General features: G+C 40.7%; 13 protein-coding genes and 1 pseudogene. 7 read left to right on the forward strand and 7 right to left on the reverse strand.

All coding sequences use genetic code 11. The features are described from left to right. Positions 1 to 63 precede the first annotated feature (63 nt). Both WA1_RS46000 and WA1_RS46005 read right to left on the reverse strand, forming a co-directional pair. Positions 64 to 456, reverse strand: a complete 393-nt coding sequence (locus tag WA1_RS46000) for an S-layer family protein (RefSeq protein ID WP_017744287.1) — start codon at positions 454 to 456, stop codon at positions 64 to 66. A 55-nt stretch (positions 457 to 511) separates the two neighbouring features. Then, positions 512 to 958 (reverse strand): annotated as a pseudogene (locus WA1_RS46005) (two-partner secretion domain-containing protein); the annotation flags it as partial. 401 nt (positions 959 to 1,359) lie between these two features. Here WA1_RS46005 and WA1_RS46010 point away from each other — a divergent pair. From WA1_RS46010 to WA1_RS46020, 3 genes are read left to right on the forward strand one after another with little or no spacing between them, the layout of a single operon-like run. Further along, a complete protein-coding gene (locus tag WA1_RS46010; RefSeq protein ID WP_017744289.1) occupies positions 1,360 to 3,588 on the forward strand; it encodes a CHAT domain-containing protein in 2,229 nt (742 codons plus the stop codon). Then, the gene (locus tag WA1_RS46015; protein ID WP_017744290.1) at positions 3,588 to 5,840 is read left to right on the forward strand and encodes a 5'-methylthioadenosine/S-adenosylhomocysteine nucleosidase family protein; all 2,253 of its coding nucleotides are present in this window, start codon (positions 3,588 to 3,590) and stop codon (positions 5,838 to 5,840) included. The genes WA1_RS46010 and WA1_RS46015 overlap by 1 nt, the downstream gene beginning before the upstream one ends. A 27-nt stretch (positions 5,841 to 5,867) precedes the next feature. Then, positions 5,868 to 6,098, forward strand: coding sequence for a hypothetical protein (locus WA1_RS46020; protein ID WP_017744291.1), 231 nt, complete (start codon positions 5,868 to 5,870; stop codon positions 6,096 to 6,098). A 137-nt stretch (positions 6,099 to 6,235) separates the two neighbouring features. Here WA1_RS46020 and WA1_RS46025 read toward each other — a convergent pair whose 3' ends face one another. Together WA1_RS46025 and WA1_RS46030 are read right to left on the reverse strand one after the other, a co-directional pair. Then, positions 6,236 to 7,216: an effector-associated domain EAD1-containing protein gene (locus tag WA1_RS46025; protein WP_066613297.1), complete on the reverse strand. Its 981-nt coding sequence runs from the start codon at positions 7,214 to 7,216 to the stop codon at positions 6,236 to 6,238. A gap of 277 nt (positions 7,217 to 7,493) precedes the next feature. After that, entirely contained in the window at positions 7,494 to 8,378 is an 885-nt protein-coding gene (locus WA1_RS46030; RefSeq protein ID WP_017744293.1) for a formylglycine-generating enzyme family protein, read from the reverse strand. A gap of 220 nt (positions 8,379 to 8,598) precedes the next feature. Between WA1_RS46030 and WA1_RS46035 the strand changes: the two genes are divergently transcribed. Both WA1_RS46035 and WA1_RS46040 read left to right on the forward strand, forming a co-directional pair. After that, positions 8,599 to 9,342, forward strand: a complete 744-nt coding sequence (locus WA1_RS46035; RefSeq protein WP_017744294.1) for a CHAT domain-containing protein — start codon at positions 8,599 to 8,601, stop codon at positions 9,340 to 9,342. A gap of 10 nt (positions 9,343 to 9,352) precedes the next feature. Next, positions 9,353 to 12,220: a P-loop NTPase family protein gene (locus WA1_RS46040; protein WP_017744295.1), complete on the forward strand. Its 2,868-nt coding sequence runs from the start codon at positions 9,353 to 9,355 to the stop codon at positions 12,218 to 12,220. A gap of 2 nt (positions 12,221 to 12,222) precedes the next feature. Here the strand turns inward: WA1_RS46040 and WA1_RS46045 are convergent, their stop codons facing one another. Together WA1_RS46045 and WA1_RS46050 are read right to left on the reverse strand one after the other, a co-directional pair. Further along, the gene (locus tag WA1_RS46045; RefSeq protein ID WP_017744296.1) at positions 12,223 to 13,800 is read right to left on the reverse strand and encodes a mucoidy inhibitor MuiA family protein; all 1,578 of its coding nucleotides are present in this window, start codon (positions 13,798 to 13,800) and stop codon (positions 12,223 to 12,225) included. A 104-nt stretch (positions 13,801 to 13,904) separates the two neighbouring features. After that, positions 13,905 to 16,256 (reverse strand): mucoidy inhibitor MuiA family protein, encoded by a 2,352-nt coding sequence (locus WA1_RS46050; protein ID WP_017744297.1) that lies wholly within the window; start codon positions 16,254 to 16,256, stop codon positions 13,905 to 13,907. 505 nt (positions 16,257 to 16,761) lie between these two features. On the opposite strand from WA1_RS46050, the gene WA1_RS46055 reads away from it, so the two are divergent. Further along, positions 16,762 to 19,317, forward strand: a complete 2,556-nt coding sequence (locus WA1_RS46055) for a vWA domain-containing protein (protein WP_017744298.1) — start codon at positions 16,762 to 16,764, stop codon at positions 19,315 to 19,317. A gap of 128 nt (positions 19,318 to 19,445) precedes the next feature. Here WA1_RS46055 and WA1_RS46060 read toward each other — a convergent pair whose 3' ends face one another. Further along, positions 19,446 to 19,679, reverse strand: a complete 234-nt coding sequence (locus WA1_RS46060) for a bacteriocin (RefSeq protein ID WP_017744299.1) — start codon at positions 19,677 to 19,679, stop codon at positions 19,446 to 19,448. A gap of 427 nt (positions 19,680 to 20,106) precedes the next feature. Between WA1_RS46060 and mltA the strand changes: the two genes are divergently transcribed. After that, positions 20,107 to 21,360 carry a murein transglycosylase A gene (gene mltA / locus WA1_RS46065; protein WP_017744300.1) on the forward strand — a complete coding sequence of 418 codons (1,254 nt, stop codon included), beginning with the start codon at positions 20,107 to 20,109 and terminating at the stop codon, positions 21,358 to 21,360. The last annotated feature ends 112 nt before the right edge of the window (positions 21,361 to 21,472 follow it).

A 21,472-nucleotide genomic window follows, 5' to 3' on the forward strand; every position in this document is an offset into this window, starting at 1 on the left:
ACAGCATTCCCATAAAGTAGATAGAGTTGTTGAGTTTTCGCTCAATTAAAACCGGGTCAATTTTTAACTAGCGCTACAAAATACGGGTTTCTGCCATAATTGATGTGAAGTGGTATTGTCATTAGCTGTCAATAACACCTCGCCTTTTTCGTTTATCAACCACTCAGTAGCTTCCACAATGCGTTCTAATGTAACAGTAGTTGGTTGAGCAGTGACAGATGAACGCAAATGTTTTTCTGCTATTGGTTGGAGAGCCACCAAATCTACTATTACCGCGTCAGGTGTTAACCGATCGTAGGGAGCAGGTGGTAAACCGCCATGTCCGGTGACGGTAAATTTACTTCCAACACTCTGTTGACAAGGATTTTGAGCAATCAGCCGTGTCGGGTCTATGACAGAGTTTGGTAATTCAACTAAACCTTGGCTTGGATTGACGTTCGGGTTATTCAGTTGCACCTGACCGCTATAGTGTAGACCAAGATTGGATGTGGCAGTGATTTGGGTGTCTGGTGACTAAACTGTTAGCTGTACTTGCCAAAAATGAACCACCCACATCCAACCGGGTGTTTTGTCCAAAGATAATACCATTGGGATTGATGAAAAATAGGTTAGCATTGCCTAATACACCAAGTGTTCCCAGAATTTTCGAGGGATTACTCCCAGTGATACGACTGAGGATGTTCGCAATTCCTGGTGGATTGGAAAAATAAGCTCCTCTAGCTGTATTAATATTAAAGTCTTGAAAACTGTGGAATAGGTTCGCACCGCGAACTGCGCCCCCACCAATCTCCTCGCTAAGAATGCCTTTAATGACGACATTGGGAGTGATAATGGAACTTTCTGCACCGAGAGTATTATCGGGAATGACTTCCGCTATGGCGACGGTGAAAAAAGTAAAACTTAATATGGTTGCTATGGGTAAGGTGAAGAAAAAAAGTGTGTAATGCACCTGTTTCATTTTTAGTATTTTTGTAAAAATTAGTTAAAAAAAGATCCTGTAAAAAAACTCCATAACTTAATTTTATCGTCTGACTTTGTTTTTCTGTCTGATTGCGATCGCCACGCCAATTTGAATGAATGTATGGTGCGATCACTATTCCAATTCTTCAGGAGGAGTATATGGATTCACTGTTTCTTGATTTAAAGGTATTTGCATTCCGGAATTATAGCTTATCTAGATGAAGTCCTTTATGGAAAATAGACTAAATGCACGAGCAATATTAGTATTATTGAGATAATAAGATGACAGCAAGTATATTGATACAAACTGTTAAGACCGAAAGCAAGTTTACAGTTCTCAGTTCGTATTAAAAAGATTCTAATATTCAAAGCCCTCAAGAAATTAAATAATTAAGTTTTATGACTCAAAAAAAATCCCTAAAAATTCTCCTTTTAGCGGCTAATCCTAAAAACACTCTACGCCTAGAGGAAGAAGTACACGCAATTAAAGCTGTACTGAAACGAGATAAAAACCGAGAGAGATTTGAAATCATTACTAAGTTGATTGTACGTGTGGATGACTTGCGCCGCGCCTTGTTGGACTATGCGCCAAAGATTGTTCATGTTTTCGGACATGGAGCAGGAGAGCATGGACTTGCTCTTGAGGATTCTACAGGAGTCACACAGTTTGTGAGTCATAAATCTTTGGCAAGGCTATTTGAATTGTTTGCTAACTTAGTAGAGTGCGTGCTACTTGATGGTTGTTATTCTGAAATACAAGCTAATGCGATCGCTCAAAATATTTCCTACGTGATTGGGATTAGCCGAGAAAGAGATTTTGCGGCTTTAGATTTTGCAGCTAGTTTTTATGATGCTTTGGCTACCGGGCGTTCAATTGAGGAAGCTTATCAATTTGGTAGTGCGGCGATCTCACTTAGAAGAGGAGATGTTTCAGAATGCTTAACCCCAATACTTGTAAAGAGGGGTCAACTGAAATTACAAGAATATGACCGAGCTACAAAGCGCTATGAAGAAGAATTTTCACAAGCGATACAGCAAGAATGTCCTCTGAGTGAGGAAAGCCGTCTGAGATTAAATCGTTTGCGATCGCTTTTAAGAATTCGGGACGAAGATGCAGAAGCAATTGAAACAAGAGTAAATGATCTTCAAGAGATGTGCCTATCTCTGCAGTCTCAATCTATTAGAAATTATCAACGTCTAGCACAAGCAATTCTACGGCGGATAGGTGCTACAGATATAACTCCCATTTCATCTCCACAATTTCCTGAAGGTAGTCTTTGGGATATGACTCTCCCCTCCACTGGTTTGCAACTCCCAACACAAAGCGCTATTTTTTATTTGAATCAAGAAACTGACTCTATACCCAATGACCAACTTCAACAAATTACTCAACAACGAGAAGGAGCTTTCTTAATTTGTGCCTCAGTAACTAATAATTGTCCTCATCGACTAACGCCATTACCAGTCATCTGGTTGAGTTCCTCATCTTTAATCGAAATGATTGCAACTCCAGACAACGACCTTCTTGTTTGGTTAGCTAGGTTTTTGTTTGGACAAATTAACGTAGTTGCCTTACCTGGTATGCTACCGTATAAAACCAGGGGGATTGCTAAACTGTTTTTTGGACGAGAGAATGAATTGGCACGCATAACGAGTGGCGATCAAAGAGGGGGAATTATTATTGGTGCTCACCGTAGTGGCAAAACCTCTTTTTTGGAGAAGCTAAAGGAAAAATTACAACAACGGTTCTGTAAGGTCATTGGTCCTCTAACATTTTTCGAGTTCCAGTCTTTTTTTAAAGACACATTAGATCCCGTAGGAAAAAGCTATTTTACAGGGATGAGCATACAAGATTGGTCTTCAGCTTTGAAAATCTTTAGTATAAATAACCCAGATTGTCGCCTCATCTTTCTCTTAGATGAAGTAGACAAAATGATTCAAGAGGATATCAAAATTGACTCAAGTTTAGGACAAATGATGCGAGCGTTGCAAAACGGAGGTTTCTGTGAGTTCTTTCTTGCTGGTCATGCAAAATTGCGCGAAGCAATTGCCATAGAAGGTGGACCATTTCGCAACTTTGCAGAAGAAATTACACTGACAGGACTCACACAAGAATCTGCAATAGACTTGATTCAGAGACCTATGAAATTATTGGGATTTGAGGTTTCCGATCTTCAAGCTAATCGTATTTATCAAGGAACTGCAGGTGTAGCAGTCTTAATTCAAGAGTTTTGTCTCCAACTATTAGATGCTCTTCGTCAAAGTGGTGTATCGGAAATCAGTGATGCGATGATTGAAGAGGTTGAGCAATGTCCTGGGTTTCTGGATATTGTGTTCGAGCATTACAGATACGCTCAAACATGGGATTCTATGGCAATTACTCTCTTTACTGCTATGAAGGGAGAGGTACAAAGAAAAGATATTACAGAAGTTTTCCAACAGTATGGAATTGATTTAAAAAGAGATCGACTCGATAGAGCACTGGATTTTCTTAGCCGATTTGGGGTCTTGCAAAAATTCAGATATAGTTTTTACCGCGTGTTATCCGGTTATTTAATAGATGCCATAAAAGCGAATGACCCCGAATCTCTTTTGGAATCAGAATTAGACAAAGGGAGGGTAGCCTAATGCCAACCCTGATTGAGCGTCTACAGTTGAGAAAAGATTTATGCGAAATTTTAAAATCCGATTATGTTGCGTTATTAGGTCAACGTGGTAGTGGTAGTCGAACACTGATTCATTTGATGACCACACATACTTCTCCTTTACCTAGTATGAAATTCCTTGCTGTTGCTCTCCCTCAAGGGGTACAAAACAGCGAACAATTCATGGAGAGATTCCTCAATAACTTGATTGATGCATCTACCCAAATTCCTCCACAACCAGAATTAACCGACAAAGTTAGGCAAACTCTCAAGCAAGAGGCAGAATTTTCTGTTGTCTTTCGCTTGAGAAGTGTTTTGGATGTTTTGGGCAAAAATTCTGCTACTAATTATTTGGTTATTGTTTTACACGCTTTAGCTGATATCTCAGAGCAACCATTAAAAGACTTGCTCATCTTACTACGTGAATATCACAAGCAGATAGGAATTCCTAACTTAGGTGGTGAAAAATTACGTTTTTTGGTAGTAGGAGGTGTTCGTTTATGGAATCTTTGCTGTCATAAACCTTCTGATTTTGAATCTCCTTTCAATATTGCCAAACGATATTTTATTGGGGGTCTTTCTTACAAGGAGGTTCAAAGTCAATTTAACGATATGAAAATTGAGCAAGCCATAAAGTTAACCGATTTGACTGATGGAGTTCCTTCATTGATTGACTTGATTAGTCAGGAAGCAGAAGATTTTGAAGATTTATCTAGTTGTTTTGGTCCTCTAGAAAATAGTTGGAACTCATTGTCAGATGCTGCTCAAGCGGCTTTAATAAACTTAGCAAAAATTGCTCAAATTTTTCCTGGCTGTCAACTGGATTTTGAATGTCCGCAAATTCCCAAGTTTTCCGAGCTAACAGTTTGGCAAGAAGCATTTTGGGGAGGTTTTTTAAGGCTAAGACATCGGAAATTAACATGGCGATCGCCCATCCATAAAGCATTTATCATGACTCAAGCAGAGATCGAGGAAGATATTTGTAAATCTACCCTACTTAGAAATCATTTGCTAGAAAGAGTCACGAGCTTAGAAAATGCTTTCAGAAGTTCGATGAATACAAAAGCGTTAGCTGAATGTATCGAAGAATTAGTTTCTCTTTCTTTACACTCAGGCAATGTTGAATTAGTTTCTTTGCTAGAGATGATGCTAGAACGAAAGCCAAGAGATGCGATCTTAATGGAGTTAAAAAATATAGCCGCCAAATCTTTTAACCCATGGATTAAAGATTTAACAAAATTGATAGCAGAGTCTCCAGAATTTTTTAACAAACGGCTTATTGAGGCTGTAATGCGCGGCTCTACTTGTGACATGAGGATGGGTACTAAGCAACAGGTCTTTATGCCGATTTTTGACGATAGTATTATCCCATATGATTCCGAGCAAGAACTATTAGAGTATCAAGAAGAAGAGCAACCTTGGTTTATTCAAGATCTTCCAAAAACTACAGCGATCGCTTCAGAAGAGTCAGAAATTTATCAAGAAAAAATTGAAGTGGTGATTATTACAGCAACAGATGTAGAACTTAAGGCGGTAACACGCTATCTCAAACCTTTTCCACCTCGGAAGAGAGTACTGCTACTATATTCGGGGGCTGAGACATATTATCTAGGAAAATTTGGAGCTTTTCCCACCGTAGTTACCAAGTGTCGTATGGGTGCAATTGGAGAAGGGTCAGTTATTCTAGCTACAGAACAAGCTCAACGTCTATGGCACCCGAAGGCAGTTATTATGGTTGGGATTGCATTTGGTAAAGATGCAACAACACAAAAGATTGCAGATGTATTAGTAGCTTCTGAAATAATTTCTTACGAACAGCAACGCATTGGAGAGGAGATAATTTATCGGGGCAGCATTCCCCCTAGTAATACTATACTACTTAATCGGTTTGAAAATTCACAAAATTGGAAATTCTCACGTCCTGATGGCTCATATTCTGAGGTAATTTTTGGTTCTATTTTGTCGGGTGAAAAATTGGTAGATAACCCGGAATTCAAAGCAAAGCTTTTTCAGACCTTTCCAGACGCAATTGGTGGAGAAATGGAAGGAGCAGGTCTTTGTGCTGCTTCAGGACGTATGGGTACAGCATGGATTTTAGTTAAATCTATTTATGACTGGGCGGATGGAAAAAAAGATGATAAGCATCAAGCTTTAGCTGCAGCCGCCGCCGCTTCATTAGTTCATTACGTATTATCTCAATCAACTGTCTTAAATGGTTTGAACAAAATTTATTGACTAAAATACTCTAGTAAGGAGATTCTTATGAAAGAATTAATGAAGCAGCCTTCGTCTTGGTTACCAGATGGAATAAAACTTAATCTTGCAGATCAATTCCGTCCTTTTTCTTTTAGCGAAGAATTGCAAATTCGTTTAGAGGAACTTTTAGAAAAGAATAAAGAACGTTTACTAAATGCTGATGAACAAGCAGAATTAGCTGGTTTATTAGAATTAGAAAAAATTTTCAGTTTTATCAATGCTAAACTTGCTTCTTAGTTGTGGATATCAATAATTTTATTCGCTTACAAGTTCGTAAAAGAGCAAAGTACTTGTGTGGTTAACGGCAGGTTGGCATCCACCTATTGACGAGCTATGTCAAGATTAATAAAGATTGGATTGGCTACACGAAATTGTTAAGAATTTACTAAATCTACATAAAAATTGCGTAATTTAGGGTTATCAGGATTAGCTCTTTTTGCAGCTTCTAAAAGTTCTATGAGTTTTTCCCGATCTTCTGCATAATCAATTAAACTAAACACAATGTCTTCATAATTGTTTCCACCAACTATTTGATTTAAATTCCAATCTAACTTATCACTCAGCATCATCTCTAAAGAGTTTTTACTACGAAAAGCATCCATCAAAGCATCAATAAATTGTTTCTTTTGAGACCCTAATAAATGAAATGGTTCTAGTAAATTTGGTGAGGACGCTCCTTGACTTTCAGACTTTTTAATAGAATTCAGTACAGTTTTTTGAGACAACACATGATGTACAAGTGAAGTCGCCGCCGCCGCCGCTAAAGGTTGATGTTGTTTGTGTTTTTTGCCATCACCCCAATTGCAGATAGACTTGACTAAAATCCATGCTGTACCTATGCGCCCAGATGCAGCACAAAGTCCAGCCCCTTCCATTTCTCCTCCCACTGCTTGGGGAAACTGCTGAAACAGGGCGGCTTTGAATTCTGGATTGTCAACTAATTTTTCTCCAGATAAAATCGGATTAACAATCAGGTTGCAATGTGAACCGTCAGGACGAGTGAACTTCCAATTTTGAACGTTTTCAAAACGATTCAGCAATGTTGTGTTACTTGGTGGAATGCTACCGCGATAAACAATTTCTTCCCCTATGCGCTGTTGTTCGTAGAAGATAATTTTGGAAGCAACCAACACATCTGCTATCTTTTGCTGTAAAACTTTTTTCCGGCGAGGATATGGCTGGAGTAACTTTGCTACCGCTTTCAGTTCAACTTCTGTTGCAGTGATGATGACAACATCAATTTTGTCTTTGAGTGACTTACATCCCTCTTGATTGATTTCTTCTGTTTCCGGAAGATTAGGTGCATACCAAGATTGTCTCTCAATCTCATAGTTTTGCTCTCCGTGACTCATCATCCTCACTAAGCTGAAAGAATCAAAACTTTCCTATGACTTACACAACTGGCATAAAGTGCGAGTGGGCAGACAGCCATGCGGCAATTAAAATTAGACCAAACACATATGAATTTTATAAGTGTTGTGCTAAGTGAGTAAGAGTATAGTTGATTTGACTGCTCAAGTAAATATTGGCAATAATCTAACTTTGTAAAGTTCATCAACACGTTAAGCCTTACGCAAAGAAACCGGGTTTCTCGACTCTTACAAATCATTCAAGATTGCTATACTTCCGGAATTATGACTGACTCAGGTGAGGTAAGTTTATCGGGAATTGCACAACTCGAAACCCAATGTTATTACCCTTGTCGTCTGGCTCGAGATGGAAGCGAAATGCCGAACGACAAAACCACGGGGTAAAGTCCCAAGAACCACCACGCAGTACTACTCTACTACGATCCCTAGAATTTAACCAAGCACTACCATCTGTAGGTGCTCCTTCATAGTTTTCATGCCAATGGTCAGCACACCATTCCCACAGTAACCCATGCATATCGTACAATCCAAAGGCGTTTGCTACCCCAAAACTGCCTACAGGTGTTGTCTCTCCACGATATTTCCCTTTAGGACTATCACCATAAGTATTAACACCGTTATAATTCACTAAATCGGTAGTAATTGTGTCACCAAAGTGGAACGGAGTTGTTGTGTTAGCACGGCATGCGTATTCCCACTCTGACTCACTTGGAAGACGGTAAGTACGTCCGGTGTATTTTGATAGTCTGTCACAAAATTCCACGGCTTCATACCATGATATTGTTTCTACAGGGCGATCGCTCGTTTTAAATCTAGATGGATCGGGATCGAGTTCGCAATTGACTCGTTCAAAAGTTGCAACCATTTGCCATTGTTCTTGGGTAATATGATACTTCCCCATGAAAAAAGGTTGAATTGTGACCTGGTGTAAGGGTCGCTCGGAGTCTTCGCTGCTACATTCTGCTTCAGAAGCACCCATTGTGAATGTACCGCCAGGAATAGCAACCATGTCTAGAGTAACGCCATTACCAAAGTCTTCCGTTAAAGACTGAACTTGACGCTGTTCTTGGTTAACGATCTCGCCCTTAGCATTAACGGTAGCGACATCAAATGAAAAAGAGGTGACTTGCTTCGACCTTAAATCCATTATTAATCTTTAGGTGAGTTAAGATTTTACTTGAAATGGCTAAATCATAACCAAACACCATCATAATTTAACTGAGGGGCTTCTAAGAAATCAATTCCTGCATAGGGGGTGGCTATCCCTGTCTGAACCTTTTATAAATTTTTGTAAATAAATAGAAAACTGTGCGTAAATCTGAGCGTGTATACCGAAAAGTAAGATAAATTTTCTACGCGAGCAGCTAATGATCAAAAAAATCCTTATCCTATCAGCAAATCCAAAGAACACAAGCAAGCTGCGTTTAGATGAAGAGGTACGGGAAATACAAGCGGGTTTGGAACGTGCCAAAGCTAGAGAACAGTTTGAAATTATTACGAGATGGGCAGTTCGCATTGAAGACTTGTATCGAGCTTTGTTAGATTACCAACCACAGATTGTCCATTTTTCCGGACATGGGGTAGGAAGTGATGGCTTGGCTTTAGAAAATAACTCTGGAGAACTGCAATTAGTTAGCACGCAATCTCTAGCAGGATTATTTGAATTGTTTAAGGAAACTATTGAGTGTGTTTTCTTGAATGCTTGCTATTCTGAAACGCAAGCTGAAGCAATTCACCAACATATAAATTATGTAGTTGGTATGAGCCAGACTATTAACGATCGCGCAGCCATTGATTTTGCTAAAGGGTTTTATGATGCACTTGGAGCAGGGAAATCCTATGAGTTTGCTTACAAATTTGGCTGTCATGCGATCGCTCTACAAGGAATTTCGGAGTTAGAAGCCCCAGTCTTAAAAAGTAGGGAAAGTGCAGTTTCTGTTAACAGTGCAACAAATTCCAACCAAGAATCTAATTTAGGGAATACAAAAGAGCGATCGACACAAGAAAATCAGCAAGAATCAGCTTTACCAAATATCAACCAACAGGCTGGAGATAACGCGATTCAATTTGGACACATCGGACAAGCTGGAAATCTGAACTTTCATCGCTAGAATTAAGATTATGCAGGGTACTATTTCACAGTCGGCTGGCAACCATGCTATTCAGTTTGGATACGTTGGACAGATAGAATCCTTGTCTGTTGATAATAGAAGTCAGCAAGCAACTGGTAATGGTATCCTTCAAGTTCAAATTGGCTCGATTACAGGAAGTACCGTCAATGTCTCCCATGGGGAACAGCAACAATCTCCACAACTTCGTTCTCTTCCTGTCCTTTTAGTTCCCCGTTCTTTTCCCTTATTGTTAGGTCGTCGGGAAGAAGTGAAAGTTGCAGTGAATGCTCTACCCTATGACCAACCAGTAGAATTCTATGGTTCCCCAGGGATAGGAAAAACAGCATTACTGAGACATCTAGCTCATCATCCCTCAATAACTCCTGCTTTCTCCGATGGGATTGTTTACCATCACTCAACTCGTCACCAACCAGTTTCCGATTTGCTCCAAATTCTTTTCAATGCTTTTCATGAAAGTAGCGTTCCTTTTAAATCAACAGATATTCAAATACGTCATGCTTTCCAGGAAAAAAGAATTCTTATTATATTAGAAGTTGCAAAGCTCAATGGAGAAGAATTAGAAAATCTACTCAATAGCTTACCGAGTTGTACTTTTCTTGTCACTTCACAAGAACGCCAATTGTGGGGAGAAGGACACTCTGTAGGACTCCACGGACTGCACTTAAATGATGCGGTGTCTCTTGTTGCAAGAGAACTGGGGCGCACTCTTAGCCCGGAAGAACGCCTTGTTGCAGAAAAACTTTGCACTGCTTTACAGGGACATCCATTGCGAATCCTGCAAACAGTCGCGCTTGTCAGAGAGGACAATATTTCGCTAGCACTTATGCAAGAGCGAATACAATCTACCACTTCAACTCTAGGCTGGGTTGAACAACTTCTGGCTTCCTTACAAAAACCACAGAAGTTAATTGTCACGGCATTAGCAGCTTTGGGTGGTGTAGCCTTGGGAGTAGAATTGCTAGAAAATTTAACTGAAATTCCACAAGTCAAGCTTGTGCTAGAAACATTAACACGGCGTAACTTATTGCAAGTTGATGGTTCGCGTTACAGTTTAAGTAACAACTTGATTGAGTACATTCAACAACACTGGAACTTAACACCTTTTTTGGAGAAGGCTACAACATACTTCACCACTTGGATTCAACAACAAACAACTCCACAAAGTTTATTAGAAGAATGTGATGCCATTCTCCAAGTTTTAGAGTGGGCTGTCAAAGTTGGTCGCTGGTCTGACGTGATTTGCTTGGGAAGAGGTATAGAAGGTACACTTGCTTTGAGTGGGCAATGGGGTACGTGGCAAATAGTGCTGCAGCATCTGCTTCAGGCGGCGCGTGTTCTTGGAGACCCAGCAGTTGAAGCTTTTGCCTTACATCAATTAGGAACTCGTTCTCTTTGTCTGAGTGAAGTCACGCAAGCACGAGATTATTTAACACAAGCGCTTCGTATTAGAGAATCTCTGAATGACCAAATTGGAGCGGAAGTCACCCGTCACAATCTGGAATTTCTTTTGGAACCCCCTTTACCACCTCAGACCAAGCCACAATCTGAATCCGCCGTTAGTCCACCACGTACACGCGATCCATTGTTGTTTAAAGGTAGTCTTGCTGTTTTACTCTTAACACTAGGGGGATTGCTGTTCCTCATTCTATGGTTTTTGTACTCAAAGCCACAAGCCCAAGACTACTCAACAACTCAGATTCCCATCCCAAGCAAAACTCCCGTCCCAACTGAGACTCCTATCCAAACAACACCTCCTACCACAACTCCCGTCCCAACTGAGACTCCTATCCAAACAACACCTCCTACTGAAACTCCCGTCCCAACTCCAACTCACAGCCCAACAATAACTCAGCCTGAAACTCCAACCCTCCAATCTTTATCTCTCAATCAAAGCAGTGTCATTGGGGGTGCAACTGTGGAGGGAAGAGTCATTCTCAGCCATCCAGCACCAGAAAGTGGTGTTATAGTCAATCTCAATAGTCGCAATTCATCTCTTGCTAGAGTTGCACCGTCATCTTTGAAAGTTGAGGCTGGGAATAAAGAAGCTTCATTTGAAATCTTCACGTCTTCTGATGGCAATAACTCCTTAAATGCTGGCATTGTTGAAATTACAGCTACCTATGCAGGAGTAACTAGAATAACATCGCTGATGATTGAATCCGAAAAGCTTCCAAAACCAGAAATCAGCTCTATAAGGCTAGAACAAGGACGCATACCTTGGGGTAAAAAGGTGAAGGGAGCAGTCACTCTCAAGAGCACAGCACCAGATGATGGCGTTATCATTATTTTTACCAGTGATGAGCCATCTCTTGCCACAATCTTACCGTCATCGCTGAAAATTGAAGCTGGAAACACAACAGCTCCTTTTGAGGTCTTAACTTCTATGAACGATCGCAATTTCCTAAAAGATAAAATTGTTGAAATTGCAGCATCTTTGGAAGGAGGAGAGTCCCGTCAGACGGAAAAACTGTCTATTTATACAGAGAATATTTCCCCTAGACTTCAATCGTTACACGTAGAGAATGGTAATGGAGTTAAAATTGAGAGTCTAACTTGGAGTCGAAGAATAACGACCGTGCAAGGAAAACTGACTCTCAATCAACCAGATCCTAACAGAGATATTGCGATCGCACTCACTGGCAGAAATGTGAAAGTGCAGGAAACCGTGACAGTGAAAGCAGGTGAAACTACGGCAATATTTCCAATTAGAATCTTAGGATTTGATGAAAATCAGCAACCCATCAACTTTGTAGAAATCAAAGCTTCCTATAAGAAAATGACTGTAACCGCAACTTTGAAAGTTGTGAAGATAGTACCGAAAATTCCTTTAATCAAAGTCCCTCTTCGATCCCCTTAGACCTACAGTCCTTGCACTTCTGGCGCAGCTGATATCCTATGAACAAGAGTGGCTGACATTTGGGAATAAGGCTCAAGAGTAAAGCTCCAAGTACAAAAACCGTTGTTATCGGGTTGGACACCATTTGTAGTTTCCTCTGCAATCACCTCAACCTTCACTTGCTCCAATTCTGAGACGGGAATGCGTTCAATTGTTTTTATAAACCTTGCCTCTGCTCCTATATTAGAGAGAAATAATGTTCTTGTTTCTGTCAGCTGATTCCACTGAGTGAGATGGTCTTGTTCTTTTTTCTCCTTGGTTGTACGCTGTACCCGCATTGCTGCATCAGGACCCCATCCTAGGGCAAACTTTTCACCAGGAGCAATAAACCCTACAGATGTCTTACCCACAAACTCTGTAGAACGAACTAAATCCACAGGTCCCGCAAGAATAGGTAAATTTGCTGTGTTCGTCTGTTCGCTCTTTAAAACAACTTGACAGGCAACTTCTGGCATCAAAATATACTCTACCAAAGCATCCGAGGAGAAAGAAAAAATTGGCACGCGATAGGGGCGACCATCAGAAGGAATTGTCGCCTTTTTGCGAGAGCGGAGATTGCGAACTTCGCCACCATCATCAACACCGGGTATCTCAACAGTCGCCGGAGTAGCTGGAGAAGAGGTTGTTGTACCCGTTCCCAAACCTGTTGTCTGAATCTTCTGATTTCTGGCTTCAATAACAATGCGCTGAGATTTTTCCTGCACTTTTAACTGGTCATCCCTGAGTAGAGGAGGCTCAGTTCCCAGAGACGCCCGTGCTGTGGAAAATACTAAATCAATATTGTGCCAATCTTCACCCGTGCGCTGCCATACACAGCCATCCATCCGAAAAGAAACACTCGACTGTTCTTCTAATAATAAATGCGCTTGGTGCCAAGGACGCCACATTGCATTAGGAACTACGTAGTCAAAAGCAATTTCGTATTCACCAGATCGAGCGATCGCTAAATCTGCTTCTATATAAGCAGAATAGATCCTATCAGGACGAGACAAAGCATTTACTCTGGCAATTAAATCATCAATCTGCTGGCTTAAACGCTCCTGAGTATGGTAGCTGCTTAAAATTTCTCCACGCAGATCCCGTAACTGCTTAAACAGGATAGATAGCTGTTCCCGCCAAGATTTGGGATCGATTTGTCCCCAAATAGCATCCACAGGTAATTCCTGCAAACTCTTACTCAGAATCGTATTCACCCGTTCAAAACAAGACTCCAAGTGTTGGCGATCTTCAGAAGTATTGTTAAAAAACTGCAACAGCGATCTGAATTCTGCGTGCAAAGCTTGAAATTCTACAGGTCTTTCCGCTTCCTTAACAAGCATTTGACGACGGACACGTACATCATCAATACGCGATTCCCAAGACTCACCGCAATACTCAGCACGGAGAGACTTATCCGAAAGCACGGGAGCAACGTGCTCAACTCTAACGCGCCACAATCCCTGACTTAAATTAACTTTACCAATTCGCCGCACTTGTGCTCGGTCTTCTAACAGAGTTACTGAAGAAACGGGTGCGTCTATTGTTAATTTCTGTAATTGCATACTTAGCTATCCAAATATTTATGTTTTGTAACCGCAGATGAACGCAGATGCACGCAGATAGTGATTCTCTTACATCCGCGTTCGTCTGCGTTCATCTGCGGTTATTATTCCTCTCTTCGATTTCCGCCAATCAGTTCACTATCTACAAAAGTCTTAATAGTATACTCAACTGATAAATTTTTTTGTTCTTTTGCTGGAACTTCCACTAACCAACGGTAACCTCCAACTATAGGTGCAGAACGCTCCTCCTGTTTGTACTTCTCCCAATCAGGTATGACCTGCTCGACTTGAACATCAACTTTAGCACCTTCAGCTGGAACAGGAAGGCGTTCTCGCACTTCTATTCTTGCACTTCTCGGCATCAAGTTAGTAATATCAATTTTGATACAATGACGCAATTCGTTAAAAGCAACTATTGTTTCACCCGATCGCACTTCCTGATAAGATGTATTCCGAGCCACCTTAATGCTTTGTTCAACCCCAAGCCCTAGTTCCATGTGTCCTTGAGGTGGAACGGTAGCAATATGAGTGGATAAAATATACTCATCATCTACGTAAACATCCGCAGAACCAGCTAGTAGCGGTGCGAGTAGGGGATTGCGAAGTTGGGCAATCCGGAAGACATTGGTATCTTCACGAGGAACCACGATATACCGTAAGTCTACATCTGTTGTTTTACCAGTCAATGCCACAGAATGAAATTGCCCATCAGAAGGAACATCGACCCGTCCATCAGCGCAGTAAGCATAATCAAAAGATCCAGCGACGGTTCGCACGTTAATACCACCGGGAGGAAGTGTTGTCCTAAGACAACTTTGAGCATTATTGACTGCTTGTTGTACGACTTCCAAAACATCAAAATTCACCACAACTTGTTGGCGCTTGAGGCTTTCTATATAAACTTCCTGTTGTTGCTCAATCGATAATTTACCGCGTTTTGCACGGTTATTAGCTTCGCCCAATCGCATCATATTATATGCTAGGAGTGAATCAAACACTTCGCGATCGCTTTTACTTTGAGTCGTTCCGGTACTAAGCCCCCGTTTAAGAGTTAAAAATTGTGGTGCTGGTGCTGGTATACTTCGCGTCACTAAAGAACGGACGGATGCAATTTCTTCATTTTTTTCTGATGATAGGGTGATGCCAAAACGTTGTTGTAAGGCGTTAGTCAACTCTTGAGCAGACTGCTGACTCAAATACTGGATTTGTTGTAAATCTTCTTGCGTTAAGTTCAACAAATCTGCCACACTATGAATTTGAGCGCGTTTCAAAGCTTTATAAGCTGCTGTACTGAGTTGTAATTCTTCTAGAGGAATCAGGCTTGTTGGATCTTGAGGCTCTTCGTCTGCGTAAGATGCACCGTATGCAGCACCTGCAGCAGGAAAGCCCCGCTCGAATTCTTCTTCAATTTCTAACTGCGACTTTAAAGGGTGAACTGCTGTCAGAGGAGGAACATAAACTGATGAGAATTGCTCTGCGATCGCATTTTCAGGCATACTAGCAAGGAGTGCAGCTTCCTGTTGTCGGTCATAATCCTCAAAAAGTACTTCAACACCAATTGGGGGTCTGCGCCATCCCGATTTTTTACTGACAGGTTGAGCTTTACCAAGTCGTAAAGACGGTAACTCTGGTAGCGCACACCAAGCCAATGGTTCTGCAGTAGAAAGTTCCAAACGCACCCCAGACCAATCTTCACCCGTGCGCTGACATAAGAGCGATCGCACTGCAATAGACGCGCTAGACTCAGCACTATTTAACCGACACACATAAGTTGGTGTCCAACGTGCGCCAGGAACAAAATATTCGACAATTAACCGTCCGACCTCAGCATCAGGAGCGTCACCTTCATAACTCAAGCTAACAATAGCTGTTTTGCGAAGCTCATTTGGTCGAGCATCCTTTGCACTTGAAGCCAGACGCTGCTTTTGTTCCAAATCTGCCAAGTTTTCACGAGCTAACCGCAGTTTTTCCCGATTTTCTCGCGCTTCTTGAAGGCGGAGGCGAATTTGCTCGTCACTGAAATTTGCTAGTGCAAGGCGGGCGCTTGTTGGAGAAGGCGGAGGAGCTTTACCCGGTTCTTCTTTAGGTCGGTTTGGTACGTGCAATTTATCTAACACCTCAATTTCATTCTCAATTAGAGTGATGAGGTTTTCTAGCTGTTGGACTTGAGCAGTTGCAGCACGTATTTCTTCATCAAGAGGCGGACTGGGTATCTCAGGCGGTGGAGGAACAGCTAAACCAATACGAACATCGTTAGCCAAGGGCGCAGTTCCCCTTTCTACTTCCACTTTTACCCTCACACTGCGATCGTCAAGACTTAGAGGTAGCTCGGCGATTTCTACCTGTTCTGGCAATTTTCCATGTGTCAGAGATAACTCAGCAAACCGGGTGACTGTCGCTCCAGCAGAGTAGACCTTCACACTTTCAATTCTGGATGTTAGTTGCACTATTGTCATGATGAAAACAATGACTGCTGATAATTCACTCGTTTATAGCACACTCAGTTTTTGTAGAAGAATTTCTTGATTTGGCATTTTTATGGTACAATAGTACTATAAATGAGAAACTTTCATCCCCAACCCTTCTCCCTCACAGGAGTTGGGAGTAGATTCTCCCTTGAGAAGATGACTAAACTTCCTTCCCTCTTTCTTCGTGTCCTTTGCGTCTTTGCGGTTCATTCAAATAAGTAATAGTCGTTCGCACAAGGAGTAACATCACAAATCTCTGCATTTCCGCCCAAAGATTACCTATCTAAATGAACCGCAAAGACGCGAAGAGCGCGAAGAAAGAAGACAAGAAGTTCGGTAGTCTTATAGCACTGAAGGGAGTAGCATAGCTTTTCGTACAAAAATTACGTGTTTACCCTGACAATCTCAGGTTTTCAAGACTCGTATTATCCAGGGTGACCGTAGGAAAGGATGAAGGATAAAGTGTGAAGGATGAAATGGGGTAAGAATAAATATGGCAAAGAAATCATCAAAAAACAACAGTGCAAAACTTCCTAACAACAGGACATCCACACAAAATACGAGAACAAAATTTACTCTTTACAATTTTGCAGGCAAAGAAAAAGCTTACTACTTAGTCGATAAAGTCCACTTAGAAAGAGAGCCTGGTGATATTCCGGACAAATCTGTAGCCCATAGCATTATTATCATCGATCGCTCTGGTTCGATGTGTGGTGACATTCAGGCATTAAAAGACACTTTGATTAAACTTTTGACTCTTGATGAATACATCAATTTCCAGTTAGTTATCACCTTAATATCCTATTCCTCTAAAGGCGATGTCTCTTGTCACTTCCAACGGATTCCCATTCAAGAAGTGATGAAACAAAATTCTCCATACCTAGAAGCCATTAGACAAATTCGCGCAACTTATGCAACGTGTATCTCCCAATCAATGGAGATGGCGAAATCGATGATACAAGAGGGAGAATTAACTGCTATCACTCTCCACAGTGATGGTTATGCGAACGATACCAGCCCCAGTGCAGAAGCCAAAGCCCTTGAGATAATTTGTCAAGAACTCAAAGGCAAAGATGTTTTTGTGAATACTATTGCTTATTCCTACTCCTCTGACTTCAAACTTCTTTCAAAGATTGCCAATATTGTCTCTGGTGTATGTATTAAAGCGGGTGATGTCAAAGAAGTTTATAACGCTATTTACAGCACTTCCAAGTTATTGGGTAGTTCAGTAGCACCAGCCATAGAAGAACCTTTAGCTGCTGATTACAGCTATCAAATTCTCTTCTCTAAAAGTGCCAAAAAAATTAACGGGACAACAGGGACTTTAAAAATTTGTGGTTTAAAGTCAGATGATGAAGCGCTCGTCTACAAATATAAACAAATTACCAAAGAGGCTTACGAGCAATTAGATGTTCCTGTGGCTCAAAATGATGAATCAGTGTACGCCTTTGCAAAAGCAAACTTAGCAGAAGGAAACTTAAATACAGCTAAGTATGCGATCGCGAGTACCTTTAATGCTACTTTAACTGAAAGACACGCTAAAGCACTAACAAACGAACACGTCGCCGACTTTGCACAAGATATTGACATTGCACTGTTCTATCCCAACGTCTTGAGCGAGCATGAAATCCTAGATAAAGTGAAAGTTAATGAGAAAACTTCCCTCTTAGAACTCATCAAAGTTTTGGAAGAACATCGTAGCAGCATCATTATTAACTTCAAGCACTTACAGGAAAACTATCAAAGAAAGGGAATCAAAAGAGTTAACGGTTCCAGAGATGAAAATGGCAATCTTGTCAAGCCTTGGTTAACAACCGAGTATATAGATAAAACTGACTATATTGGTATGGGGTCGTTTGAGATTAATCACAACACCGCCACGGTCAATATGCTTGTCACTCGTAAAGTCAGACTGGTTAAAGCAGAAGACAAAACTCCCATTATTGAAGTCGCAGGATTGTTAGTTAATGACCTAGCTAGTTTTAATAATTACACTATCGTCAGTGATGGTGACCTCAACGTGAAATCATTGCGCGTGAAAATCAGCAGCAAGAAAGCTTTTGAAGCCTTGAAAGAACAAGGCGTACTAGAAAAAGATGGTTCTCCTGCAAAAGAATTTGATTTCCACGACGAGTACACTATTAAGCTAGACAATTTACCTTTAGTACCTTTTGAAGGACATTACAGCAGTATCGATAGTTTATTCAACCAGTTAGCAGAAATCAAAGTTCTTTCCAGTATCATTTCTGCTCATTTAAAAGAAGAGTCAGATCTCTTTTTACCAGAACAGTTGGAAGAGTTGAAAAAGCATTATCTTTCAAAGAGCCTTTACATTAACTTTCCAACCACGAACGAATACACAGACATCAATGAAGCCCTAACAACTGGCATTATTGATTCTAGAGTCAGCTATAAAATTGATATTGGTAGCAAAGAGATTCTCAACCTCAGTAAACTACATTCTGCAAACAAGTTTCTTGACAGAATGTATCAGGTATATGACAAAGAAACTGGAGAAATTTTCCAAAAGCCTACTTTTGAACTCGCTTTCAATGAAAATGTCGCTTACAACCACAAGCAACTGTCCTCCCGTACAAAAATCACCAAAGTGGATGAATTTATGAAACCTATTTTCGAGGATTTTTTAGGATTAGAGAAAAATGGTGTTGTGACAGCTATCCTTGTTAGAGTTGGGGCTGATAATTTGGTGCGAGTCTTACAAGATAAGTGGGATAGTAAACCAGTTAATAAAGAAGAGATGGTAACGGCTTTAACAGCAGCAGATAAAAAATTAGAAGCGTATGTGGAAAGAATTTACCGCGATAAAATCTGTCCTTTGATATTTTACATAGGTTCTACAGGACTGTTACCAGATGAGATGCAAGCCAAAGCATCAACAGCAGATGAACTAGCTGCAAAATATCCAAACTTGCTATTTTCTAAAGATGAACAAGAAGGGACATTTTTTGAAGTAGGTGACAGCATTCTTAGCGTATATGCGAAGACTGAGTACTATACAAAGAAGATTACTGTTGGTGTAGAAGAGTAGAAAACCGATAAAGGATAAAGAATGAAAAAAATCCTCTTTCATTCTTTATCCAAAAATGAAGACAAGCCAACCTCCGATTTTCCTCAACTAAACTAAATTTAATTCTCTTGGCAGATTGCTCAAACCGACTATGGAGCCTCTGGTGGCTCTGGAGCTTCTGGTGGCTCTGGAGCTTCTGGTGGCTCGTTATCTTGTATACCTCCTTTGAACAGATCGTTAAAAGTGAAGCCGAATAAGAGACTGGTTAAAATTCCAAAAAGTCCGACGTTAGCCAGTCCGCCGACTACAGACTTTAAATCTTCATCGCTCAGTTCTTGAATTTGGTTGACGGATTGTAATTCCGTGATTTTGACGATAGACATAATTTTTCTTTGTTATCACAACAAGAATTCTTTTCAGAATATCTACTTAGACTATTCCGCTCAAAGGTTTAACAACAGGCAAATTGAGTGATTTTAGTTTGACAAAAGTGTAACTATTTTGTCTGGAAGGGAACACTTTGTCTAAGCATCCACTGCAGATGAACTAGCTGCAAAATAATAACAAAATAATTTTCTTGCAGACCTCATAAAGGGAAAAATTTTAGATACTTTTTTCCCATTGCTTGTACCAGTGCATCTAGGGGTGCAATAGTAATTTTGATGGGGATCGAGAATCCTGGTTTCTTTAACAATACGGGATTCTGAAGAACGCAGCCCATCAGAATTTATGTGGTGGAGTACTAGTGACAATTTATAACAATGAGCAGAGAATTGTTATGCCGATCAACCAATTAGATTGATAGAAATTATGAAAAAAACCCTTGCTTTACTTTCTTTGAGTCTAGGTATTACCCTCATTAACCCTATCTGGTCAGCGATCGCTCAGATCCCCACTATACCGCCATTACCATTTCCTAACAACTCAACCGAACCGCTACCTCCACCACTTACAGTAACAGATGTAGGAACGTGTAAATCTCCAGCGCGATGCTTGGGTTGGGATGAGCAAATTTGGGGACAAAAGGGTAAACAGGGTGATAAACAAGCATTACTAGCTTCTATTGATAACAGCTTGCGTTATTTACAAACTGATAAGGCAGTTTTAGCTTATCAAAATTATCCCATTAAAGAAATTACCCTAGATCGTGTCCGTCGTAGTTTGATACGTTTTCGCCAATTGGTCGTTAACTCCAAATCCCCAGCACAATTACAAGCTGCTGTCCGTCGGGAATTTGTTTTTTATAAGTCCGTTGGTAGTGATGGTAAAGGTACTGTTAAATTTACTGCCTACTACGAACCAGTTTATACTGCCAGTCGTACCCAAACTGCTGTCTATAAATATCCGCTTTACCGACTTCCGCCAAATTTTGACCAATGGGCAAAACCGCATCCCAAGCGTATTGATTTAGAGGGGAAAAATGGTTTGCTAGGAGAGAAAAGCCCGTTGCGCGGTTTGGAAATGTTTTGGTTTCGCAATCGATTGGATGCATATCTGATTCACATTCAAGGTTCTGCTCAACTCAAACTGACTGATGGCACTACAACCTCTGTTGGTTTTGCAGGTGGCACAGACTACCCTTGGACAAGTATTGGAAAAGAACTTGTTAAAAATGGTAAACTTAAGCGTGAAAACGCTACTATGCCGAGTATTATATCATATTTTAACCGCAATCCCCAAGATTTAAATGAATATTTACCTCTGTGGGAACGCTTTGTTTTCTTTCAGGAAACTAATGGCGAGTCTGCTTCCGGCAGTACGGGTGTACCTGTAACTGCAGAGCGTAGCATTGCTACAGATAAATCTCTCATGCCTCCTGGAGCGTTGGCACTGATTTATGCCTCATTTCCCTATCCTAAAAAAGGTGGTGGGCTGGAATCGCGTCAGGTCAATCGCTTTGTACTTGACCAAGATACAGGTAGTGCTATCAAAAGTCCGGGACGTGTCGATTATTTTATGGGAACAGGTTCTTTAGCTGGTTATCGGGCTGGTATCACGGGTAGTACTGGGAATTTATACTACTTGCTTTTAAAAGAAGAAAAAATTAACGGTAAGCATTTTTAGCGCCTCAACGTTTGATTTTTTGATCAATGAGAACCATCATCACCCACAGTAGGGGCGCAATGCCTTGCGCCCCTACAAATCTGAAATGACCATTATCTATAGATTTATATAA

This window comes from Scytonema hofmannii PCC 7110 (genome assembly GCF_000346485.2).
Classification (GTDB): Bacteria; Cyanobacteriota; Cyanobacteriia; order Cyanobacteriales; family Nostocaceae; genus Scytonema; species Scytonema hofmannii.